The sequence below is a fragment of the Streptomyces sp. NEAU-174 genome (assembly GCF_052665095.1).
Map to the genome: position 1 here is coordinate 1 of NZ_JBQTCE010000036.1, position 18075 is coordinate 18075.

The window sequence follows — 18075 nt, forward strand, 5'->3', positions numbered from 1 at the left end:
CTGTGCGCGATCGCCGTCGACGGCAAGAGCCTGCGCGGATCGCGCACTGCGGCGACGAAGGCGGTGCATTTACTGGCAGCCGTCACCCACGGCGAACGCGCGACGCTGAACCAGCGGCAGGTCGCCGGGAAGAAGGGCGAGAACAGCGAGTTCAAGCCTCTTCTCGCTCCGCTCGACCTGGTCGGCCGCACCGTCACGTTCGACGCCCTGCACACCCAGCACGCTCACGCGCAGTTCCTCGTCGAGGAGAAGAAGGCCGACTACATCGCGATCGTGAAGGACAACCATCCCAAGCTGCACGACTTCCTCAAGTCGCTGCCCTGGAACCAGGTCCCCCTCGGCCACGCCACCCGGGAGAAGGGGCACGGCCGTGATGAGATCCGCCGCCTCAAAGCCGTCCGGGTCTCGCGCCGGCTGCGGCTCCCGCACGCCGCCCAGGCGATCAAGGTAACCCGCCGCCGACGCGACCTGCACAGCGGGAAGATCCAGATCGAGCACGTCTATGCCGTCACCAGCCACGACGCGTTCTCCGCGACCGACGCTCAGCTCGCCCGAGCGGTGCGCGAGCACTGGCACGTCGAAGCCCATCACCACGTCCGGGACACCACCCTCGCCGAGGACGCCTCCAAGATCCGGACCGGGAACACGCCCCGCGCAATGCCCACTTTCCGTAACATCGCGATCGCCCTGGCCCGCCTCACCGGCTGGACCAACACCGCCCACGCCACCGACTACTACACGTCACACCCCGACCATGCACTCGACCTCATCCAACCCGGCAGGTGAGCACGCAGGCGCCTTGGGCCCACACCTGGACTTGATCCCGTTTGGCGGACATCGAAGATCAGTGGCTGCCGCTCCAGAAGGATGATGTCCGTCAAAGGGGACCAAGCCCAGCACAGCTGACAACCCGCTCAACCCGAGCGTCACATCATGTGACACCAAACCGCACTCGCTGCATGGCTCCTACTCGCCCCCGTAGGTACCGGGCGTCTGCCCAGTCACGCGCTGAAAGGCGGCGATGAAGGCGCTGGGCTTTCGGTATCCCACGGCCCGCGCGGTGGCCTTGACGGACGCGCCGGTCGCCAGATGGCCTACTGCGGCGCGGACACGGACCCGAGTCCTCCACTGCGAGAAGGTCAGCCCCGTCTCGGCGAGGAAGAGCCGTGACAGAGTACGCACCCCGCTGTGCACCTCCGCCGCCCACATCGCCAGTTCTCGCTGATCTCCGGGCGAGTCAATGAGTCGCTCGGTGATCGTACGCAAGCGCGGTTCGGCGGGAATGGGCACCTGGATCGAGTGGGTCGGCAGCGGCATGAGGACCTCGAAGAGGAGAGCTTCGGCATGCCGGCGGCTCGCCGCGTCCGGCTCGGCCCGCAGGTATCGGATGAGCTCACGAAGCAGCGGCCCGACGGCGACGCCGGTGGGCTGCGTCCAGTCGATGGGGCAGTGCGTGGCCATGAACCGGATGACGCACAGTTCACCGGCGTGCCGTGTCGTCCCCGTGTGCTCGACACGGCCGGGAATCCACAGGCCGTGCCCCGGAGGCACCAGCCAGTCGTGCGAGAGCGTGCGCAGGGTGACGGAAGTGGTCGACGCCCACAGCAGCATCGGCTCCGAATGGGTATGGGGTGCCACCTGGAGGGGCGGATGCGCATGCTGGTGATCGATGCTCAGGATCGGAGAGGCGGCTCCCTCGTCCAGAGCTGTCGCCTGGGCCATGACGCTCATCTCTCCATCCGCCGATCCGTCCCGTCCCAGCCCAGCAGTCCCGTTCGCCCCGTGCTCCGATCACGGTCTGGCCGTTCCGGGGTATCGCATGGCCACCATGCGCACAAGCGTCATTCTACGGTTAGGCATGCCTGACTTGATGCCCGGGCGTGGTGCGTACCCATCTCCCGTTGCGGCGTCGATGCATGGGAAGAGGACGTCACCATGAACCGGATTAAGCCCGTCAGCCGTCGGATGCTGTCGGTCGAAGTCGTGCGCAAGGAGTGGAGGCCGGGAAACTTCCTGCTGGTGACCGTGGGCGGAGAGGACCTCAAGGACTTCCGGCCGATCGGAGTCGACCAGGCCTTCAGGCTCCTGTTCCGGCGGCCCGGCCAGGGCCGGCTCTGGCTGCCCTCCCGGTCCGACGCCACATGGATGGCGCAATACATGATGACGGGCAAGGCGGTACGCCCCTACGTCCGTTTCTACACGGCCCGGCACTTCTGGCCCGACCGCACCGAACTGGACATCGAGTTCGTGCTCCACGAAGGGGACAGTCCGGCCTCCACCTGGGCGCGGGGCGCCCGCTCCGGCGAACCGGTCGGCATCCTCGACGAGGGAGCCACCTACAGTCCGCCCCATGGCGTGGAATGGCAACTGCTCGTAGGGGACGAGACCGCGGTGCCGGCCATCCTGTCCATCCTGGACTCCGACGAGGGCGCGTTGCCCAGCGAAGTGTTCCTCGAGGTACCCAGCAGCGCGGACATCCAGCAGTTGAACACGCCACAGAACGTCAGCGTGCACTGGCTTCCGCGCGACGGCCGCCCCGGACTTCCGGGGCGCTACGCTCTCGACACCGTGATGAAGGCCGCCCTGCCGGCCGGGCGCTTCGCCACCTTCGTGGCGGGTGAGAATCACCTGCCCACGACACTGCGGCGGCACCTCGTCCATGAGCGTGGCGTCGACAAGTCCGACATCACTTTCGTCGGTTACTGGCGGCACGGCAGGGCGACTCCGGGATGACGGCCGGTGCGTTCGGTCGAGGCCGCCCGCGTGGACCGCCCTTTTCACCCCACTCCGGTGGCAGATCTCGCTCTGTCGCCCATCGTCGCCCAGCGACGTGCCCTCCGCGGGTTGGTTTTGTTCACGAGGCACCTCCATGACCGAGGCGACCTCTGAGTGCCGCCGCCCCGCCCTGTTCGCCCGGTGACTCCATCTTCTCCGACAGAAAGGAACTTCCATGAAGTCCCCAGAACCCGCTAACGCCAGGATCAGCATCATCGGCGCCGGACCCGGCGGACTGACCTGCGCACGCATCCTCCAGCAGCGCGGCATCGCGGCCACCGTCTACGACCGCGACCCGGGCCGCGACTCCCGCAACCAAGGCGGCACCCTCGACCTGCATGCTGACAACGCCCAGGTCGCCCTGCGCGAAGCCGGCCTGCTCGACGAGTTCTTCGCTCTCGCCCGTCCCGAAGGGCAGGAAATGCGACAGATGGACCCGACCGGCGCGATCACGTCCCACCAAGTCCCGGCGGCCGACGAACTCTTAAAGCCGGAAATCGACCGCGGTGAGCTGCGCAACCTGCTGCTCGACTCCCTGGAGACGGGAACTGTGCGCTGGGGCCGCTCCCTCGACACGATCAGCGGACCCACCGATGGGCCGCGGCAATTGCACTTCGCCGACGGCACGAGCGTCGAGACCGATCTGGTCATCGGCGCCGACGGCGCCTTCTCCCGGGTACGTCCGGCCGTGTCCACCGCCATCCCCGAGTACACCGGGATCAGCTTCCTGGAAGCATGGTTCTCCGACGTCGACGACCGACACCCCGAGATCGCCGAGCTGGTCGGCTTGGGCATCGCCCACGCAGCCGATGGCGAACGTAGCCTGGTCGCCCAGCGCAACAGCGGAAACCAGATCCGCGTCTACATCATCCAACGCCTTCCGGTCGACTGGATCAGCGCCAAGGGGCTGACCGCCGAGGACACCGATGGCATCCGCGCCGTGCTGCGCGACGAGTACGCGCACTGGTCGCCCCGCATGCGCCAGATGATCAGCGAAAACGACGGCCTCTACATCCACCGCCCGATCTTCGTGCTCCCTGTCCCGCACACCTGGGACCACAACCCGACGGTGACCCTGCTCGGCGACGCCGCCCACCTCATGCCCCCGCTCGGCACCGGCGTCAACCTCGCCATGCTTGACGCCGGCGAACTCGCCCTCGCCCTCGCGAACGCGGCCACTGTCGACGACGCCATCCGCGTCTACGAGAAGACCATGCTCCCCCGCTCCATCGAGACGGCCCAGGCCATCGAACATGGCACCGAACAGCTGCTGTCCGCCGATTCCTCCGCACGGAAACTGGCCACCATTGTGGCCAACTCACTCGCCAAGTAAAACGCTAAGAGGGCGGTGTGAGAGGGCGTTTGGTCGCTGGGGTGGGCGGTGTTGGTCCAGCCGGTGAGGCGGGCCACAGCGCTGGGCGGCCGAGCCGGTAACGGCGGCCCTGTCGACGGCGCGGATCGGGCAGCATGTCGAGGACGTCGGCAAGGTCTAGCAGGCGGTCGGGGTCGTCGGGGAGCCCGCATCGTGGTCGAGGTGGCGGGACACAGCGGTAATCAGCGAGGATGGCATCCGGAAGCGGTTCGTTGTGATGAGGCGTCAGACACCTCCGTCATCACACGAACCGCTTCCTTCAGTTGATCACCTACCCCCACCCCGACAACCCGCCCTCACCGGGCAGCGGCATCTCACCGCTCGAGAACGCACGAGCCCTGCGGAGGCAGGGACGACCTGCACGGGGTCAGCGGTCTACGCGTACTCAAAGCCCGCCATGGCAGGCTCGACCTTGGACTCCATGGAACAACTGCGAGGCTGCGACTGGCCGGTGTGCCTGACCGTGCCTGGGCAAGGGCGGAGGAAATGCGGCTCTGGAGCGCGGCTGAGCATGGAGAGTCGTCGCCGTGTAGGTACCGCGGCCTGACGCCTGGTGAGCAGGCCTTCGCGCGTGAGCACAGCTGGTTCGAAGAAGCCTGGCGGGAGGCGGCGGCCTTCGGAAGCGCTCTGCTGCGCCGACTGCTGAATCTTTCGTTCTGGAGCCGACTGGCTGGACATGGCGGGCTTCACCAAATACACCGACACTTTTGGGTTTCGACTGACCTTCGCCGAATCCTGCTGGACGGACCACGATCTGCTCATCGAGCACCTGACGCATCCACGCTGCGGCATCGCGCTCAAGGAGCGCATGAGCACCTGTACTTGCTCGATGGGTGAACGAGGGTGCCGGCTTTGGTTCGACGGTCCCGAGCAGATACCCGGACGACTCGACCTGCAGATGCACGAGGATGACGCGGACTGCGAGATCGCCGAGTACAACCAGGCGCTCACCTTCACGGGGCAGCCCGAGCGAAAGGATCACACAAGTAACCGGCAACCCGCCGGGCATGACCGCCGAGTGTGCCCCGAAATACCACGGTCACCATGACACCGTCGCCTATCTTCGCCGGGCAGCCGAGGCTCGCCGGAAGGAGTACGACCGTCTCCGGCGAAAGGCTCTTTGAGATCTACGGAAGCTCCGCATGCGGGGTGGGCAACCCGGAGCGGTGATGCGGAGCCCTCGGGCTTCAGCCAGGCGCGTGAGCGGGAATTGCGGCGAGTGTGGCCCTCAAGAGGGCTGCCCGTGGAGGGAACACGATTTCCGGTGGTGGATCTGCTGTTTGCAGGGCTCGAAGTGGCTGAGGTCGTCACTTCACCCGAAAGGGTGGTGCGGCTCGGGCGATGCACGAGGGATTTTCATAACCGCCTGACCATTTTCGATCGCAATCGTCAGATGTGGTGCGCTTATTGTTCGCTTGAGCGGGTTGTTGGGTCGAAAAGTGGTCAACGTCAGCTGTGTGCTACCACTCTATGGGGAGTGCCCGGTTCCGTTTTCATGTGGATCACAGGACCACCGCAAGCGGGTAATGCGACTAGCGTCCGACTGGGCACGGAAAAGGGTCCCGAGGCGACGTCAACCAACTCGGGACCCCCTCCCTCGTGCCATCTCAACTACGCACCGAGGAGCGCGAACATTGATTCAGCACGTCCGCCGGAAGCTCGCAAGCGTCCTCCCGGCAGCGCCAGAGATTAGCATTCCGCTGTCGGTCCTCCGGCAAACCGCTGGTTTGAGCGTCTTGATGCTCACGCTGCGCCTCAGCTCTCTGCTCTTGATCGGCGTCCTCGCGGCAGCGGCTGTCCGCAAGGAGCCCTTCCCGGTGGAAGTGCTGGCGGGCATGACGGCTGCCTCCGTGTCCGACCGCAGTTGTGTCAGCTACCTGAAGGTCCGCCGTACCGTCTGACGATGCGGCCCTGCGTGAAGGAGCCCTCGCCCCCTAGCGGGCGAGGGCGGCACCGCCGCCACGATGGCGAAGCGGCCGAGCGAGCAGGCCTTGAACCCCTCCGCGTGTCCTGGCAGCCGAGATGCCCTCTTAGCCCACTGCGGCTTCTCACTTGCGAGCCGGGTTCCGCTCCGTCCTGCCCTGCACCCTCTTGTGAGGTGAAACGTCATGCTGATGCGCTCCAGCCCGTCGGGGCTGCGCGCTGATTCCGAATTCGACGACCGGCACCTCGCCGCGTGGATGGACCCATTGGCCATCCAGCGATTCCCGGTCTCCTACGCCGTTTTCTGCTGCGACCGCTGGATGGTCTATCAGCGCTTCGGCACGGCTGTCGCGGGCTCCATCCACAGCGGTACGCGTATAGCCCGGGCCGCCCTGCGTGATCTCGGCGAGCAGTGGGAGAGGGCGCTTCGTAGCTCCTCGCCAGCTGCACATGCCTGGGGCTTGCTCTCCCGCAGAGCTTCGGAGCGCCGGACCGCGTCGTTGCGGGGGCTTCATCATCTGCTCGGCCGTAATGAGGCGGACGCGCTGGTCCTGCGTTACAAGCTCGGCCTGTCGCCCTGCCAGGCCGGCTATGCGATGGGCCTGTCCGAGGCCGACTTCGAGCTGCTGCGTCACCGGGCTCTGCGGGATCTGCTTCCTGCCCGAGCGTTTTGAAATATGCCTGTGTCGTATTCCTGATGAGACGGCTGGTGTGCGCCGGAGTGTGATGGTCAAGTCGGCGGCTGAAATGCCATCAAAATAGGTGCTGTATTGAGGGGTGCGGGTAGCCCTGTCCCGGCGTGTCCTCCTAGCATGGGACCTCTGCCTTCGGGTACCGGCAACGTCTCAGGGGGGACGTATGCCTTCCGAGAGTGTGGGGAGCGGGTCATCATTGATGTCAGCAGGCCAAGTGTTGCCAGAATGTACGACCACCTCCTGGGCGGCACGGACAATTATCAGGTTGATCGGGAAGCGTGCGAAAAATTACTCCGCCTGGCTCCTAGTAGCCGTGAATTAGCGCTGGTCAACCGGGCTTTCCTTGGCAGGGCTGTGCGTTACCTCGCCCGGGAGCAGGGTGTCCGCAGATTTCTCGACCACGGGTCCGGACTTCCGACACGGCCCAACGTGCATCAGGTCGCCCAGGAAGTCGATCCGGCGAGTGAAGTCGTCTACATCGACAATGATCCCGTAGTCCTCGCGCATGGGGAGATCATGCTGGCCGAGGACCCGAGGACTACCGCCGTCCTCAACGCCGACATCCGCGACACCATGAAGATCTTCGAGAGCGGCGCGGTACGACGGCTGCTGCGCGACGACCAGCCGGTCGCCGCGCTGTTCGTCTCCGTTCTTCACTGCATTCCCGACGATGACGACCCCTGGGAGTTGGTCCGCCGGGTCTGTCAACAGTTGCCGCGCGGCAGCTGTCTGGTGATCTCGCAGCTGGCCAGTGGTGATCCGGAACTCCGTCGGAGCATCACCGATTTCATGCAGGAGATCACCGACAACTCCTGGGGAAGGGTTCGCTCCTACAGCGAGGTCGACCGGTTCTTCGAGGGCCACGAGGTGCTGGTGACCCCTGAGCCGGTCGAGGTCTCGCGTTGGCTGCCGGACAGTGAACTCGTTCCGCGGCAGCGGAGTAAGGAGTGGATCGAGTACGGCGGGGTCGCGCGCATCGTGTGACGGGGGCTACTGGAGGGTGTCGTCGGTGAGCCGGTTGATGTAGTACTGGAGGCGATCCATGGTCTCCGTCTTCGACAGGGCGTGTCGCCACCAGTCGTCCATCGACGCCATGAAGGTCTCGATCTGCGCGCTGTCGGTGAGGAGCTGACCGCCGACGTTCTTGTCCTCCAGGTAGACGGCTCGGCCGGCGGTCCCTTCGTGGGGCTTGCACAGGGTTATGGCGGGGTGCAGCGGGGAGCCCTGTCGCATGGCCGACCCGGGCAGGATCCGCAGGTGTACGTTGGGTTTGTTCTCCGCGATGGTGAACAAGTGGCGCAGTTGCTCCCGCATGACCGGTACTCCGCCCAGTTCCTTGTCCAGCACGGATTCCGCGATGACGGCCCTGAACATGGGAGCGTTGGGCTGGTCGAGCAGATGCTGTCGCCGGAGCCGCATCTCCAGGCGGCGTTCGATGGCCGCGAGGTACTTGCGCCGTGTCTCGGGGTCGTACTGGGCCCGGGCGAAGTCCGCCATCAAGGCGCGGGCGTAGCCGGCGGTCTGGAGCATCCCGGGGACGTTGTTCTCCTGGTATACCTGGACCACCTTCGAGGTGGACTCCAGGGCGTACAGCGACATGAGCGTGGAGTTCGCGACATCCTCGAAGGAGGACCACCAGGTCCGCTCATGCGGCCACTGCAGGAGCATCTCCGCTTCCCTGACGCAGTCCTCCGGCGCCCGGTAGAAGCGCAGCAGCGCGAAGACGTGTTCCGCCTTGAGTTTGACGACGGCGTTCTCGTAGCGGCTGAGTGTGGGTCCGGACCCGACCTCGGGGACGGCCTGCACGACCTCGCTCTGGATCATCCCGCGCTCTTGGCGCAGATACTGCAGCAGAGCGCCGATGAGCTTCTCCGCTGCTTTCGGTGTGGCCGGCGGTGGCTCTCCCTGCCGCCCGACCAAGGCCAGAATCCGACCCGACATGTGCACTCCTTGGCGCGGGCGGGACTTTCCCGCCCGCGCCAAGAATGAACAGCTCTCTGCCTCACGGGCAACCTATGGCCGACGCGTTTTAGACAGTCATGGAGGTGAACTCCCCGTGACTCGCGCCGTCGAGGAAGGCGATGATCTCCGCTCGGGTGAATACCAGCGCGGGGCCGTCAGGGAATCGTGAGTTACGAACCGCGACTTCGGTTTCATTCACGCGTGCAAGCTCGACACAGTCGCCGATTCCATCGCTCGCCGACGCCTTCTTCCACCGTGCGCCGGTGATCTCGCTGGCCGGTGTGCCGTTGATGATCGTGATCATTTTCGCACCTGTCCTTTGTGTCTGACCAGCACCGCACCCTCACCGGTACCGGCCGCTTCCCACTTCCCCGCAGCCCCGCTTGCAGCCGCCTCTGAAATTTTCACGGGGCGGTGAAACATGACGGAAGTTTAGCGCTGTCGATCTCCTCGTGGTGTCACTCGAATGGGCGCTCCCGTCGAGCTGGAAAACTGCTTATACGACGAACGGTGGGGGTTTGAGGTCTTGATTTAAGGCGGAGAATGGCTGGAGATGAACCGGTGGCGGAGGGGGTGTGTGGGGTGGCGATTCCCTGGACGTTGCATTCAGGAAGAATTCGCCGAAGCAGTGCAGCTCCAACGCTGAGTCGCCGCCAGCCTCCGCTGCTCGACGCGGGTGCTGGCGTTGCGGGTCAGAGTGCTCGCGCTGGGCCCGACCGCAGAACGACAACGGAGCCACGGTGCTGTCCGCGATGGTCACAGGCTCCGGCCGGACGACTGTGCGAGGGCAGTGGGCATGGGGGTGGTAATCCGCCGCGCGGTGCGCTGAGCTGCTCTCCGATGGTTGCTGATGCTGTTGTGGGCGAGTTCGTGGGCCAGGTCGTTGATCACCGGGGCAGGGATGCTGGGCGAGGCGTGGAGGGTCCAGGTGACCCGGTCGATGCTGGGACCGGCCCAGATGGTCCAGGTGGCGAAGGCATCGAGTTGAACCCTCGCGTCTTCGGACGGGTTCGTCCAGCGGGTCCAGCGTCCGTCGATTCGGTGTGCTTCCGACCGGCCTCTGAGAGGGGCTTGGTGTTGGCGGTGACGTTCTTTTCGTCGGTGGGGCTACCGATGGGGATGTCCCAGCCGTCGCCGTCGGGGAGAAGAGCCAGCAGGGCCTGGAGCACAGGGGGCGGGGTGGAACCGGTCGCGGTGAGATGCCACAGGCGGTCGGAGACGGGTGTCTCGTACGCGGCCACGGTCCAGGCCGGTCGTGGGGGTGGGCCGGTGCAGCAGCGCCACCAGGAATGCCCGATCGCTGGGCGTGAACCAGCTCGCCCGGACAGGCTGTCAGTGACGGAGACCTTCAGACCTGTGGCTGGGGAGTAAACGCGAGGCCCCCGCGCCTGGCTCACGGTAAAGGCGCGGGGGCGTCGCAGTCTTCAGGCGTTCTCCAAGAGAGTGGAGAGGAATGCCGTGTTGGCGGTTGTGCAGTGGCCGAGGACGAGTGCGTGATGCGGGAGCTTGGCCAGGCGCTCGGCGACCGCGCGGCGAGCAGACTCGCTGCCGCCGCCGTCGATCCCCTCGGCCAGGCCGAAGACGTCGGGGTAGCGGTCTTCGGTGCTCCCGCTCATGAAGTCGGACTCAGTCACCTGACGCACCTCGTGCGTGAGAGCGGGGTCCGCACCGGGGGTGATGCGGGGGAACAGCAGCGCGACAGCGCTGCCTTCGGTCGCCAGGCGCATACGGAACCAGGCCACGAACTGGTCGGGGAAGAGCTGGGCCTTCCGCTCCCGCTTGCCGTCACCGGGCGCCCACAGCGGCTCTCGCTGCCCGGCCAGGAGCGCGTCGGTCACCACCTGGTGCTGGGTGGGGTGGAGCTCCTCCCCGCCCTGGAGCCGTTGGCGCACCACGTCGTACAGACCGAGGGCGTCGAGAAGGCCCAGGCCGAGAGCGGCGGCGGACGGCCACGGCAGCACCCGCAGCCGCTCACCTTCGGGGCGTACGAGCACCCGGTCATTTGCGAGCAGGTCGTGCCCCCAAGAGGCCAGCAGCATGGCCACGGTGGTCTTCCCGGCACCCTTGGAACCGAAGGTCAGAACGGTGCGGCCGTCACGATCGGCGGCTGAAGCGTGCAGCACCGTCCAGCCGTCGTGCAGCAGCTGCGCGCGAACCATCTCCCGGGCCAGGCGCGCGGCCGCGACGGCGACCGGCTGCTCCGCGCGGCCAGCGATCGTCAGGCGCTGGCGTTCCGGCTGGAACCGGTAGGCCAGTTGCTCGTCGGGGGAGAACGCCACGACAGCGTCGTCCCGGTCGTGGGCGACCAGCATTTTGGCCTTCGCGTAGGTGATTTCATCGTGCTGCAAGGTGTCGACCAGCAACGACATGTCGTCCACGAGTTCCGGGTCGACGTCGGCGAAGACCGCCGGAAACCCGCCGCTGGCCTCAGCGGGAGAAATGGTGGAGGCGTTCCACCAGGCGCCGAAGTAGCGGTCGGCCCAGCTGGTGATGGCGGGGGTGTGGCTGATGATGGTCACGCCCGCGTCGGCGGCGGTGATGCGGGTAGCGGTAGCGGTCACGGGAGATTCCTTTCAGGAGTGGACGGGATGGGCTGGAGCGCCGGGGCGAGGGCCTCGTATGCGGTGCGGAGCTTGGCGTCGGCGGCCTGGAAGCGAGTGGCCTCGCTGGGAGTCGGCTGTGGGAGGCACGGTATGGGCTGGCCTGTGGTGAATCGCAACGGAATTCCCAGCCAGCCGCCTTGGTAGGCCGTGGAGAGCTGCGTGGTGCCGTCGGCCAGGCCGAGGGCCAGGTGCACGGTTTCGAGCACGGCACCGGCAGGTCCGTAGCGGGTGCGGCCGATACCGGCGCTGATCCGGCCGGGCCTCGAGCACAGTTCGTTGAAGATCACCGGAACGGGCACGTCCGCTGGCTCATCGTTGACGGTGGTCGATGATGCGCACACCACCAGGTGGTCACCGTGCTCGCCGATCACCTGCCCGTTCACTGCCGCCAGCGGTGCCCCGAGGTGGGTGGCGAGCGCGGTTCGGTAGCGTGCGGTGTCCAGGGCCGAGCCGATCCCATAGACCCGGCGGCAGCCGGAGGCTTCGGCGAACAGCCGCGACATCAGGTCGACCGGATTGGTCACCATCAGCACGGTGCCGCCATAGCCGCGCAGCTTCCCCGCGAGCGCGGCGACCAGCACGCCGTTCGCCGAGGCACCGGCCATACGGACGTCAGCGGCGCTGGTGTTGGTGAACGAGGCCCGCAATGCGACCACCACGGCCTCACAGTCCATCAGGTCGGCAGGGTGGCAGGTCAGCGGGCGGGTTGCCCCGCGCAGCGCGGTACGCATGTCGTCCAGGTCCGCTACCAGTGCGCCGCGCGTGAGGATGTGCGCGAGGTGACCAGCAGGCGGGCAGCCAGACCGGAGGTGACAAGCGCCGCGGCCGTGGCTTGTCCGACCGCGCCCGCGCCGACCACGCCGACCGCCCCGATCGGAGCCGCATCCTTGCTCATGATGCCGCTGCCCTGATCAGGGTCAGCGCGTGTTCCAACACGGCATCGGTCTCAAGGCCGCAGGCGAGGCCGCCGGTGAGCTGGTCGAGAAGAGTACAGACCACGGCCGCGCGCTGGAGGACCGCTTCACCTTGGGCGGGGAGGGGAAGGGCGGCGGGGGCGGAGAGATAGCTGGTGACGATGTTGACGGTGTCCATCAGCCACAGCACCAGCAACTCCCGCAGGCCGGCCTCCCTCACCCGGCTGGAGAGGCGGGCCAGCTGAGCGTGGAGGACCGCGTCGATGCCGCCGGTGATCTGCCGACCGGCCTGGTCTCCGGGCCGGGCAGCGACCAGCAGCAAAGCGGTGCGGCTGATCAGCTTGGCCGTGTCCACACAGGCTCTGCCGGGCTGAAGGCCGGGGTCGATGAACACCGGCTGCTCGCCCGGTCCGGGGAAGTAGACGTGTTCAGGCTTGAGGTCGCCGAACGTCACCACGTGGTTGGAGGGCAGAGTGGGGGACCGGAAGCGGCGCAGCCGGGCGACGGTCTGCCGCAGCAGTTCGACCAGGCGGTCTCGCTCTTCGGGAGCGCAACGCTGTTCGCCGAGCTGGTCGAGGAACGCCTGTCCGCTGGGGCCGTGGAACTTCCGCTTGAAGGTGCCGGCGATGCTGCGCTCTCGGATCGGGGCCGGGGCGCCAGGGCCGTACTGGGCAGCCGGAAGGTGGAGCCGGTGCAGCTCGCGCAAGGGCGCGGCCAGCAGCTCGGCCGAGTCCTGGGGTCGTTGCAGCAGCAGCTCTGCCAGGCTCGGGCCCGGTACAGCCTCGGTGAACAGAACACCCCTCGATGAGCCGAGGGCGCGGCATGCCTTGGGCCGGCCGAGCGTTGCCAGGAATCGCAGCTGCGCGGTCTCCCGCTTCGTCAGCGAGTCCTGTCGCCGGACGTACACTGCCTGGTCTCGGCGGATCTGGTCCCAGTCACCGCAGGCACCGCGCAGCAGGGACACCAGCGACACACCCAGCAGCGAGTACTTCGGGTACCGCTCTACGCCATCGACCCTCATGCGGAGGACGTAGGCCGTGACGCTGGGCACGTGAACGCCTGCCTCGATGACCGCATGCGGCCACAGCTCGGTAGCGGCCTGCTTTATCTCCTCGTCCGCGAAGGCGAAGACGTCACCGCGATCAGGAACGCTGGGTGCTGCCGCAGGCAGTGCAGAGGTGTTCACGTACGCCTCCAAGAGGGGAATGTGGGGCCGCCGTGGCCCGCCTGGTACGCGTGAACGCCCGCTCAATGAAGCCATCTACGCAACGGGCCATAACCCCACGAAGGGACCCCCACGGTGGGTACTGTCCTCCCTGACAGGTCGTCACCACATCCGGGGGTCGCCGTGTCCTTCCCGCCGTCACCTGCCGAGGTCCCTCGCAGGCTACTGTCCGACCCGGTGTTCATCCGGGCGCTGAAAGGCCGGGACCTCAGCGTGGTTTTCGCCATGGCCCGTGACTCGGGAATCAGCTTCAACCGGATGGCTGAAGCCTGCGGCATAAAGGCGGAGCGGGTCAGCAAGGTCGCCAGAGGGGAAGCGAAAGTCTCCAGCCTCGACGCGATCGAGCGCATCACGGACGGACTTCGCATTCCCGGTGCGCTCCTCGGCCTCGCTGCGCGACTCTGGGAGCAAGACCAGACGCACGGTACCGAGCCCCACCATGGAGATGACCCGATGAAGCGCCGCCAGATGCTGCGCAGCGCGGTCGCCGCCGGTCTCACCGGCACCGCGCTCGCCGCCCTGACCGACACCCGCCAGTCGTTCGATCGCGCCTTGGCGGCCGATACCCCTGCCGAGCTGTCCGACTTGGAGGCTGCTGCGGAGAGCTACGGATACGGCTACCACGGCCAGGACCCCGCCAAGGTCCTGGCTGACCTCGTTGTCGACTTCGACGGGCTCCGCCCGCTCCTCAACACGCCGCAGCCTGTCGCCGTTCGAGCGCGGCTTTGCCGGACAGGCGCCCAATTGGCGGGCATGACGGCCATCGTGCTGCACGACCTGGGGGCCCGCCGAGAATCCCGGTCGTGGTTCGGCACCGCCGCGCGGCCGGCTGAGGAATCCGGCGACCGGCAACTGCACGCGTGGACGGCCGCGCGGGAGGCGATGGTGCCGCTGAACTACGGCGCCCCCAAGGCGGCAGCCGCCCAGGCCGAGCACGCCCGCCGCATCGCCGGCACAGCGCCGTCGGCAGCCGCTGCTCTGGCGGCAGCGGTCGCCGCCCGCGCACACGCCCTGTGTGGTCAGGCTGAGCAGGCCCGACTTGCCCTCGCGGACTCCGAGCGGCTGATGGGACAGCTCGACGGCGGGCAGAGAGCGGATACCTGGTTCGGATATCCGGAGCAGAAGCACCACGTCCACATGAGCCACGCCCTGACTGTGCTGGGCGAAACCAGGCGCGCCCGCGAGAGCCAGCAGCGCGCATTGGAGCTATCCGCGCCGACCAGCACCATGACCCGCACCCTGCTGTCGTTGGACGCGGCCACCTGCGCCCACCGAGACGGCGATACCGAGCTGGGGTGCCGCCAGGCGACCGCCGCATTCACGGCCCTGCCGCCTGCGTACCGGACGGGATTGACGCGGACCCGCGCGATGGATCTTTACCACAGCATCCCGGCGGCCAGCCACCGCGAACCCGCCGTGCTGGCTTTCAAGGAGGCCCTCGCAGCCTGAAGCCGAGCCGCTGATGCTCACTGCCCGACCTTGGGCCAGCCCCATGTCGGTGGTGCGGCTACGGTTACGGCGTCCTATCAACCGTGCTGGTGGCTGCTTGCACGGATAGCGCCCCGCTGTGGAATCCAGGCGGGGCGCTGTTGCGTCAACCGGCCACCACTAGCACGCGGGGTCAGGCTGCCTTGCCCCAGTCGGAGCCGTTCGCAGCAGCGGCCGACGCCCACAGCACCAGCAGCCGCTTGTACTCCTCGGCCCGCTGCTTGGTGGCAGGCTCGTCCATGAGGAGCCGGATACGGGCGTTGATCTCGTCCCGAGCAGCGGTCATCGCACGGCCGTGCGGCCGGAAGACGGGGATGGGCATGTGCCCCACCGTACGGTGGGGCACCGACACCCCAGCGTCCATGGGGGTGCAGTTACCCGGGAGTTCGGGGAAGTTCGAGGAGCATGGCATCGTAGAACGGCGCCTCGTCCCACGGGTGGGAGACGCCGATCTTGCGGTATCCCCACGATGCGTATGCGCACTGTGCTGGGGCGGCTTCCGGCTCGGGTCGCATCGTGAGCGTGACTCGTTCGACGCTCAGCCCCTCGAGGAGCCGGGCATGGAGGCGAGTAGCGATGCCTTGCCGTCGCCACGGCTTACGGACTGCGAGTTCGATGATCGCATAGGTGCGAGTCCCGTCTTCGCGCGTGAAGTCGGCCGGTAGGGGCTCCTGGAGGCCCTGCCACCATCCTGTATCGGCAGGGAGGAGGAATCCGAAGGCGAACCCCACGATCCCGTCGTCTCCGCTGCGGGCGAGCACTAGGCGCATGCCGGGACGCTGGGCCTGCACCTGGTAGCGGTCGATGAACTCTGCCACATCGCGGGGGCCCTCGCTGTACGGCGGCTCGGCGTACACCTCCTCGTAGGCGGCGAGGAAAGCGTCGAGTTGGGCTGCGGCTTCCTCATCTTGGAATAGCTCGAACGTCACATCCATCACGCCGCCCCCTTTGCGTGGGCGTACTCCGTGAGCTGTTCAACGGCCTGCCGGGTGCTGGTGGCGTCCACCTTGCTGAGGAGGTCTTTCACTTCGATCAGCCGTTTCATCACGCGCCCTGACTCGACCTCTTCCAGGTGCTCCAGGCTTTCCACGGCATGCGCCGCGGCCTCATCTGCCTCACCGGCTTTCACCAGTGCGCTGGTAAGCGTGAGTCTGTAGAGCGCCCTGTTGCGGCCATACGCACTGTCCTGTCGCGCGAGTGCGGTCCGCATGAAGGCCACCGCCGCCGGGTAGTGGCCGATCTCCATGTAGTGAAGCCCCTGGCAATAGTCCAGTTCGGCGGGCCCGTGGAACGCCGCCCACTCCGGTCGTGGACGGCCGTCCCGCTCGACAAGGCGCATCGACTCCGAGAGCGCTCTGGTCGCTGCCTTCCGGTCACGCATGAGTGAGAGGGCACGGACCTCACGGACGCCGATGAGGGACTGAAGCGTGGGCGAGCCGTAGCGGGTTGCGCGGTCTTGGGCGGCGCGCGCGAGGTTGTACCCGTCTCGCGGGCGCCCCTCGTAGGAGGCTTGCAGGGACAGGCCCGCCAGGACAAGGATTTCGAGGCTGTCATCCCGAAGCATTGTGGCGGTGGTCAGTGCCTCTCCCCAGTACTGGCGGGCGGAGTCCTGCTCGTCGGCGTCGTAAGCCAGCCAGGCGCAGTGCTCGGCGGTCTCGCCTTCGAGGAGCTGAAGCTGACGTCCGAGTGCTTCCGGGTAGCGGGCGGTGTTGATGACTCGGCGGACTCGGCGCAGGTGCCTGATAGCGAGGGACAGCACGTCGCCTCCGCCGTAGCTGTCGTCGAGTTGGTACAGCGAGCGGAGACCCTCGCGGAGTTCGAGGAGATGGGCAGTGCCAATCGCGCCATCGCGCCCTGCTGGCGTCAGCCTCTTCACCGGCCTGGGCAGCCCCGCAGCGGCTGCCACGCCGATCGAGTCGTTGAGGAACTCCCGTCGGTCCACGTTCGTGCCTTCCTCTCCGGGGAGATGTGCATTCCCCACGGTGGCACCCGGTGGTGGTCCGGGGAAACCCAGCTCTGTGGGGTGCACGCCGAACATGACCTGCAACACACGCCAGGCACGGAGGCGCGGAGCAGGGGGTAACGGCTGTCGCCAGCGCCGGAACTGGCGATCCGTCACCGTAGCGGTTTCGCCCAGCAGACTGGCCGTCGCCTCGAAGGCCCGCAGAAAGTCCGCTGGCTTCTGCCATCCATGCTCGATACACGCGCACTCGAAGGGCGTCAGGTCATCGGCCACTTCGTACCTCCGGTGATCCGGTCGTGCACCGAGAGTAGCGACTAGGAAGGCCGTGGAAAGTCCGTCGTGGTGAAAAGTCCGTAGAAAAGTCCGCCCGTACGTCCGGCCGCAGCCGTTCTCTCGGAGTTGGCTCATATGTGGGGGAGCCACCGAGGGGAGCCCGAACAGTGAATGTTACGCAGACCAAGACTGTCACGACGAGCACCAGGCAGCCGCGCCCGTTGGAGCGCGCGGTTCTCGACTTCATAATGCGCCACCCTGCCCTCCACCGCTGGGGCGCAGAGGAGTGGAAGATCTACCTAGGATTGGGTGGAGCGTCGTGACCGCCACCGCTCGGCCCTCCGCCGTCGGACGTCCGGCCTACAGCCAGTCTCTCCCCCGTGAGCCGCAGTCCGCCGCTCTCGCCCGGCGGATGGTGCGGACCGTGCTGGAGACCTGGCAACGCCGAGATCCTTGCCCTTCGTCATGAGGTCGCTGTGCTTCGCCGCCAGGTCCAGCGGCCGCGGCTCTCATGGGCTGATCGTGCCGTGCTCACCGCTCTCGCCAAGCACCTGCCACCCGTCTTACGTCGCCATCGGCTGGTCACCCCGGGCACGCTGCTGATCTGGCACCGCCGTCTCGTGCGCTGGAAGTGGCGCCAGACGGCGGTCAGATCCGGTCGGCCACCGTTACCGGAAGAGACAGTCGCGCTCATCCAGCGCCTGGCGAGAGAGAACCCCACCTGGGGATACGTCAGAATCCAAGGCGAACTGCGACGGCTTGGCCATCGGGTCGCCGCCGTGACGATCCGGCGCGTTCTGCGCCGCCCCGGCCTGCCGCCCGCACCGCAACGCGCATCCCAGCAGACCTGGCGCTCCTTCCTTCACTCCAGGCCCACACGCT

Annotated in this window: 18 protein-coding genes and 1 pseudogene; 8 read left to right on the forward strand and 11 right to left on the reverse strand. The window is 67.1% G+C overall.

Translation table 11 applies throughout. The features are described 5' to 3' along the window. On the forward strand, window positions 1-786 hold a 786-nt coding region (locus tag ACT2CW_RS49075; protein WP_445521294.1), incomplete at its 5' end, for an ISAs1 family transposase. A 180-nt stretch (window positions 787-966) separates the two neighbouring features. Here ACT2CW_RS49075 and ACT2CW_RS49080 read toward each other — a convergent pair. Continuing rightward, a complete protein-coding gene (locus tag ACT2CW_RS49080; RefSeq protein WP_182470154.1) occupies window positions 967-1722 on the reverse strand; it encodes a helix-turn-helix transcriptional regulator in 756 nt (251 codons plus the stop codon). 213 nt (window positions 1723-1935) lie between these two features. Between ACT2CW_RS49080 and ACT2CW_RS49085 the strand changes: the two genes are divergently transcribed. The 6 genes from ACT2CW_RS49085 to ACT2CW_RS49110 all read left to right on the forward strand — a co-directional run bounded on the left by ACT2CW_RS49085 (window position 1936) and on the right by ACT2CW_RS49110 (window position 7749). After that, on the forward strand, window positions 1936-2733 hold the full coding sequence (locus tag ACT2CW_RS49085; RefSeq protein ID WP_445518578.1) for a siderophore-interacting protein: 798 nt from the start codon (window positions 1936-1938) through the stop codon (window positions 2731-2733). A 217-nt stretch (window positions 2734-2950) separates the two neighbouring features. Next, window positions 2951-4108: an FAD-dependent oxidoreductase gene (locus ACT2CW_RS49090; protein ID WP_445518577.1), complete on the forward strand. Its 1158-nt coding sequence runs from the start codon at window positions 2951-2953 to the stop codon at window positions 4106-4108. A 715-nt stretch (window positions 4109-4823) separates the two neighbouring features. Further along, window positions 4824-5195: a hypothetical protein gene (locus tag ACT2CW_RS49095; protein WP_138911615.1), complete on the forward strand. Its 372-nt coding sequence runs from the start codon at window positions 4824-4826 to the stop codon at window positions 5193-5195. Between the two features lie 691 nt (window positions 5196-5886). Next, complete coding sequence (locus tag ACT2CW_RS49100) at window positions 5887-6048, forward strand: hypothetical protein (RefSeq protein ID WP_171072377.1); 162 nt, start codon at window positions 5887-5889, stop codon at window positions 6046-6048. Between the two features lie 207 nt (window positions 6049-6255). Next, window positions 6256-6744: a hypothetical protein gene (locus ACT2CW_RS49105; protein ID WP_138911616.1), complete on the forward strand. Its 489-nt coding sequence runs from the start codon at window positions 6256-6258 to the stop codon at window positions 6742-6744. 216 nt (window positions 6745-6960) lie between these two features. Then, window positions 6961-7749, forward strand: a complete 789-nt coding sequence (locus tag ACT2CW_RS49110; RefSeq protein ID WP_276616832.1) for an SAM-dependent methyltransferase — start codon at window positions 6961-6963, stop codon at window positions 7747-7749. A 6-nt stretch (window positions 7750-7755) separates the two neighbouring features. Here the strand turns inward: ACT2CW_RS49110 and ACT2CW_RS49115 are convergent, their stop codons facing one another. From ACT2CW_RS49115 to ACT2CW_RS49145, 7 genes and pseudogenes are all read right to left on the reverse strand, one after another. Continuing rightward, on the reverse strand, window positions 7756-8706 hold the full coding sequence (locus ACT2CW_RS49115; RefSeq protein ID WP_138911618.1) for a helix-turn-helix domain-containing protein: 951 nt from the start codon (window positions 8704-8706) through the stop codon (window positions 7756-7758). Between the two features lie 88 nt (window positions 8707-8794). Beyond that, entirely contained in the window at window positions 8795-9031 is a 237-nt protein-coding gene (locus tag ACT2CW_RS49120) for a DUF397 domain-containing protein (protein WP_138911619.1), read from the reverse strand. 452 nt (window positions 9032-9483) lie between these two features. Next, a complete protein-coding gene (locus ACT2CW_RS49125) occupies window positions 9484-9765 on the reverse strand; it encodes a DUF317 domain-containing protein (RefSeq protein ID WP_240812856.1) in 282 nt (93 codons plus the stop codon). A gap of 146 nt (window positions 9766-9911) precedes the next feature. After that, a pseudogene (locus ACT2CW_RS49130) lies at window positions 9912-10124 on the reverse strand (hypothetical protein); the annotation flags it as partial. 27 nt (window positions 10125-10151) lie between these two features. Next, a complete protein-coding gene (locus tag ACT2CW_RS49135; protein WP_445521295.1) occupies window positions 10152-11288 on the reverse strand; it encodes a hypothetical protein in 1137 nt (378 codons plus the stop codon). Continuing rightward, window positions 11285-12061, reverse strand: coding sequence for a lactate/malate family dehydrogenase (locus ACT2CW_RS49140; protein WP_445521296.1), 777 nt, complete (start codon window positions 12059-12061; stop codon window positions 11285-11287). The genes ACT2CW_RS49135 and ACT2CW_RS49140 overlap by 4 nt, the downstream gene beginning before the upstream one ends. A gap of 160 nt (window positions 12062-12221) precedes the next feature. Next, window positions 12222-13430 carry a phosphotransferase gene (locus ACT2CW_RS49145; protein WP_445521297.1) on the reverse strand — a complete coding sequence of 403 codons (1209 nt, stop codon included), beginning with the start codon at window positions 13428-13430 and terminating at the stop codon, window positions 12222-12224. Between the two features lie 216 nt (window positions 13431-13646). On the opposite strand from ACT2CW_RS49145, the gene ACT2CW_RS49150 reads away from it, so the two are divergent. Beyond that, window positions 13647-14918 carry a hypothetical protein gene (locus tag ACT2CW_RS49150; protein ID WP_445521298.1) on the forward strand — a complete coding sequence of 424 codons (1272 nt, stop codon included), beginning with the start codon at window positions 13647-13649 and terminating at the stop codon, window positions 14916-14918. Window positions 14919-15090: 172 nt separating this feature from the next. Here the strand turns inward: ACT2CW_RS49150 and ACT2CW_RS49155 are convergent, their stop codons facing one another. The 3 genes from ACT2CW_RS49155 to ACT2CW_RS49165 are packed head-to-tail and all read right to left on the reverse strand — an operon-like array spanning window position 15091 to window position 17193. Then, on the reverse strand, window positions 15091-15279 hold the full coding sequence (locus ACT2CW_RS49155; protein ID WP_164426399.1) for a hypothetical protein: 189 nt from the start codon (window positions 15277-15279) through the stop codon (window positions 15091-15093). Window positions 15280-15331: 52 nt separating this feature from the next. Beyond that, window positions 15332-15892: a GNAT family N-acetyltransferase gene (locus ACT2CW_RS49160; RefSeq protein WP_445521299.1), complete on the reverse strand. Its 561-nt coding sequence runs from the start codon at window positions 15890-15892 to the stop codon at window positions 15332-15334. Next, complete coding sequence (locus ACT2CW_RS49165) at window positions 15892-17193, reverse strand: hypothetical protein (RefSeq protein WP_445521300.1); 1302 nt, start codon at window positions 17191-17193, stop codon at window positions 15892-15894. The genes ACT2CW_RS49160 and ACT2CW_RS49165 overlap by 1 nt, the downstream gene beginning before the upstream one ends. Window positions 17194-18075 lie beyond the last annotated feature (882 nt).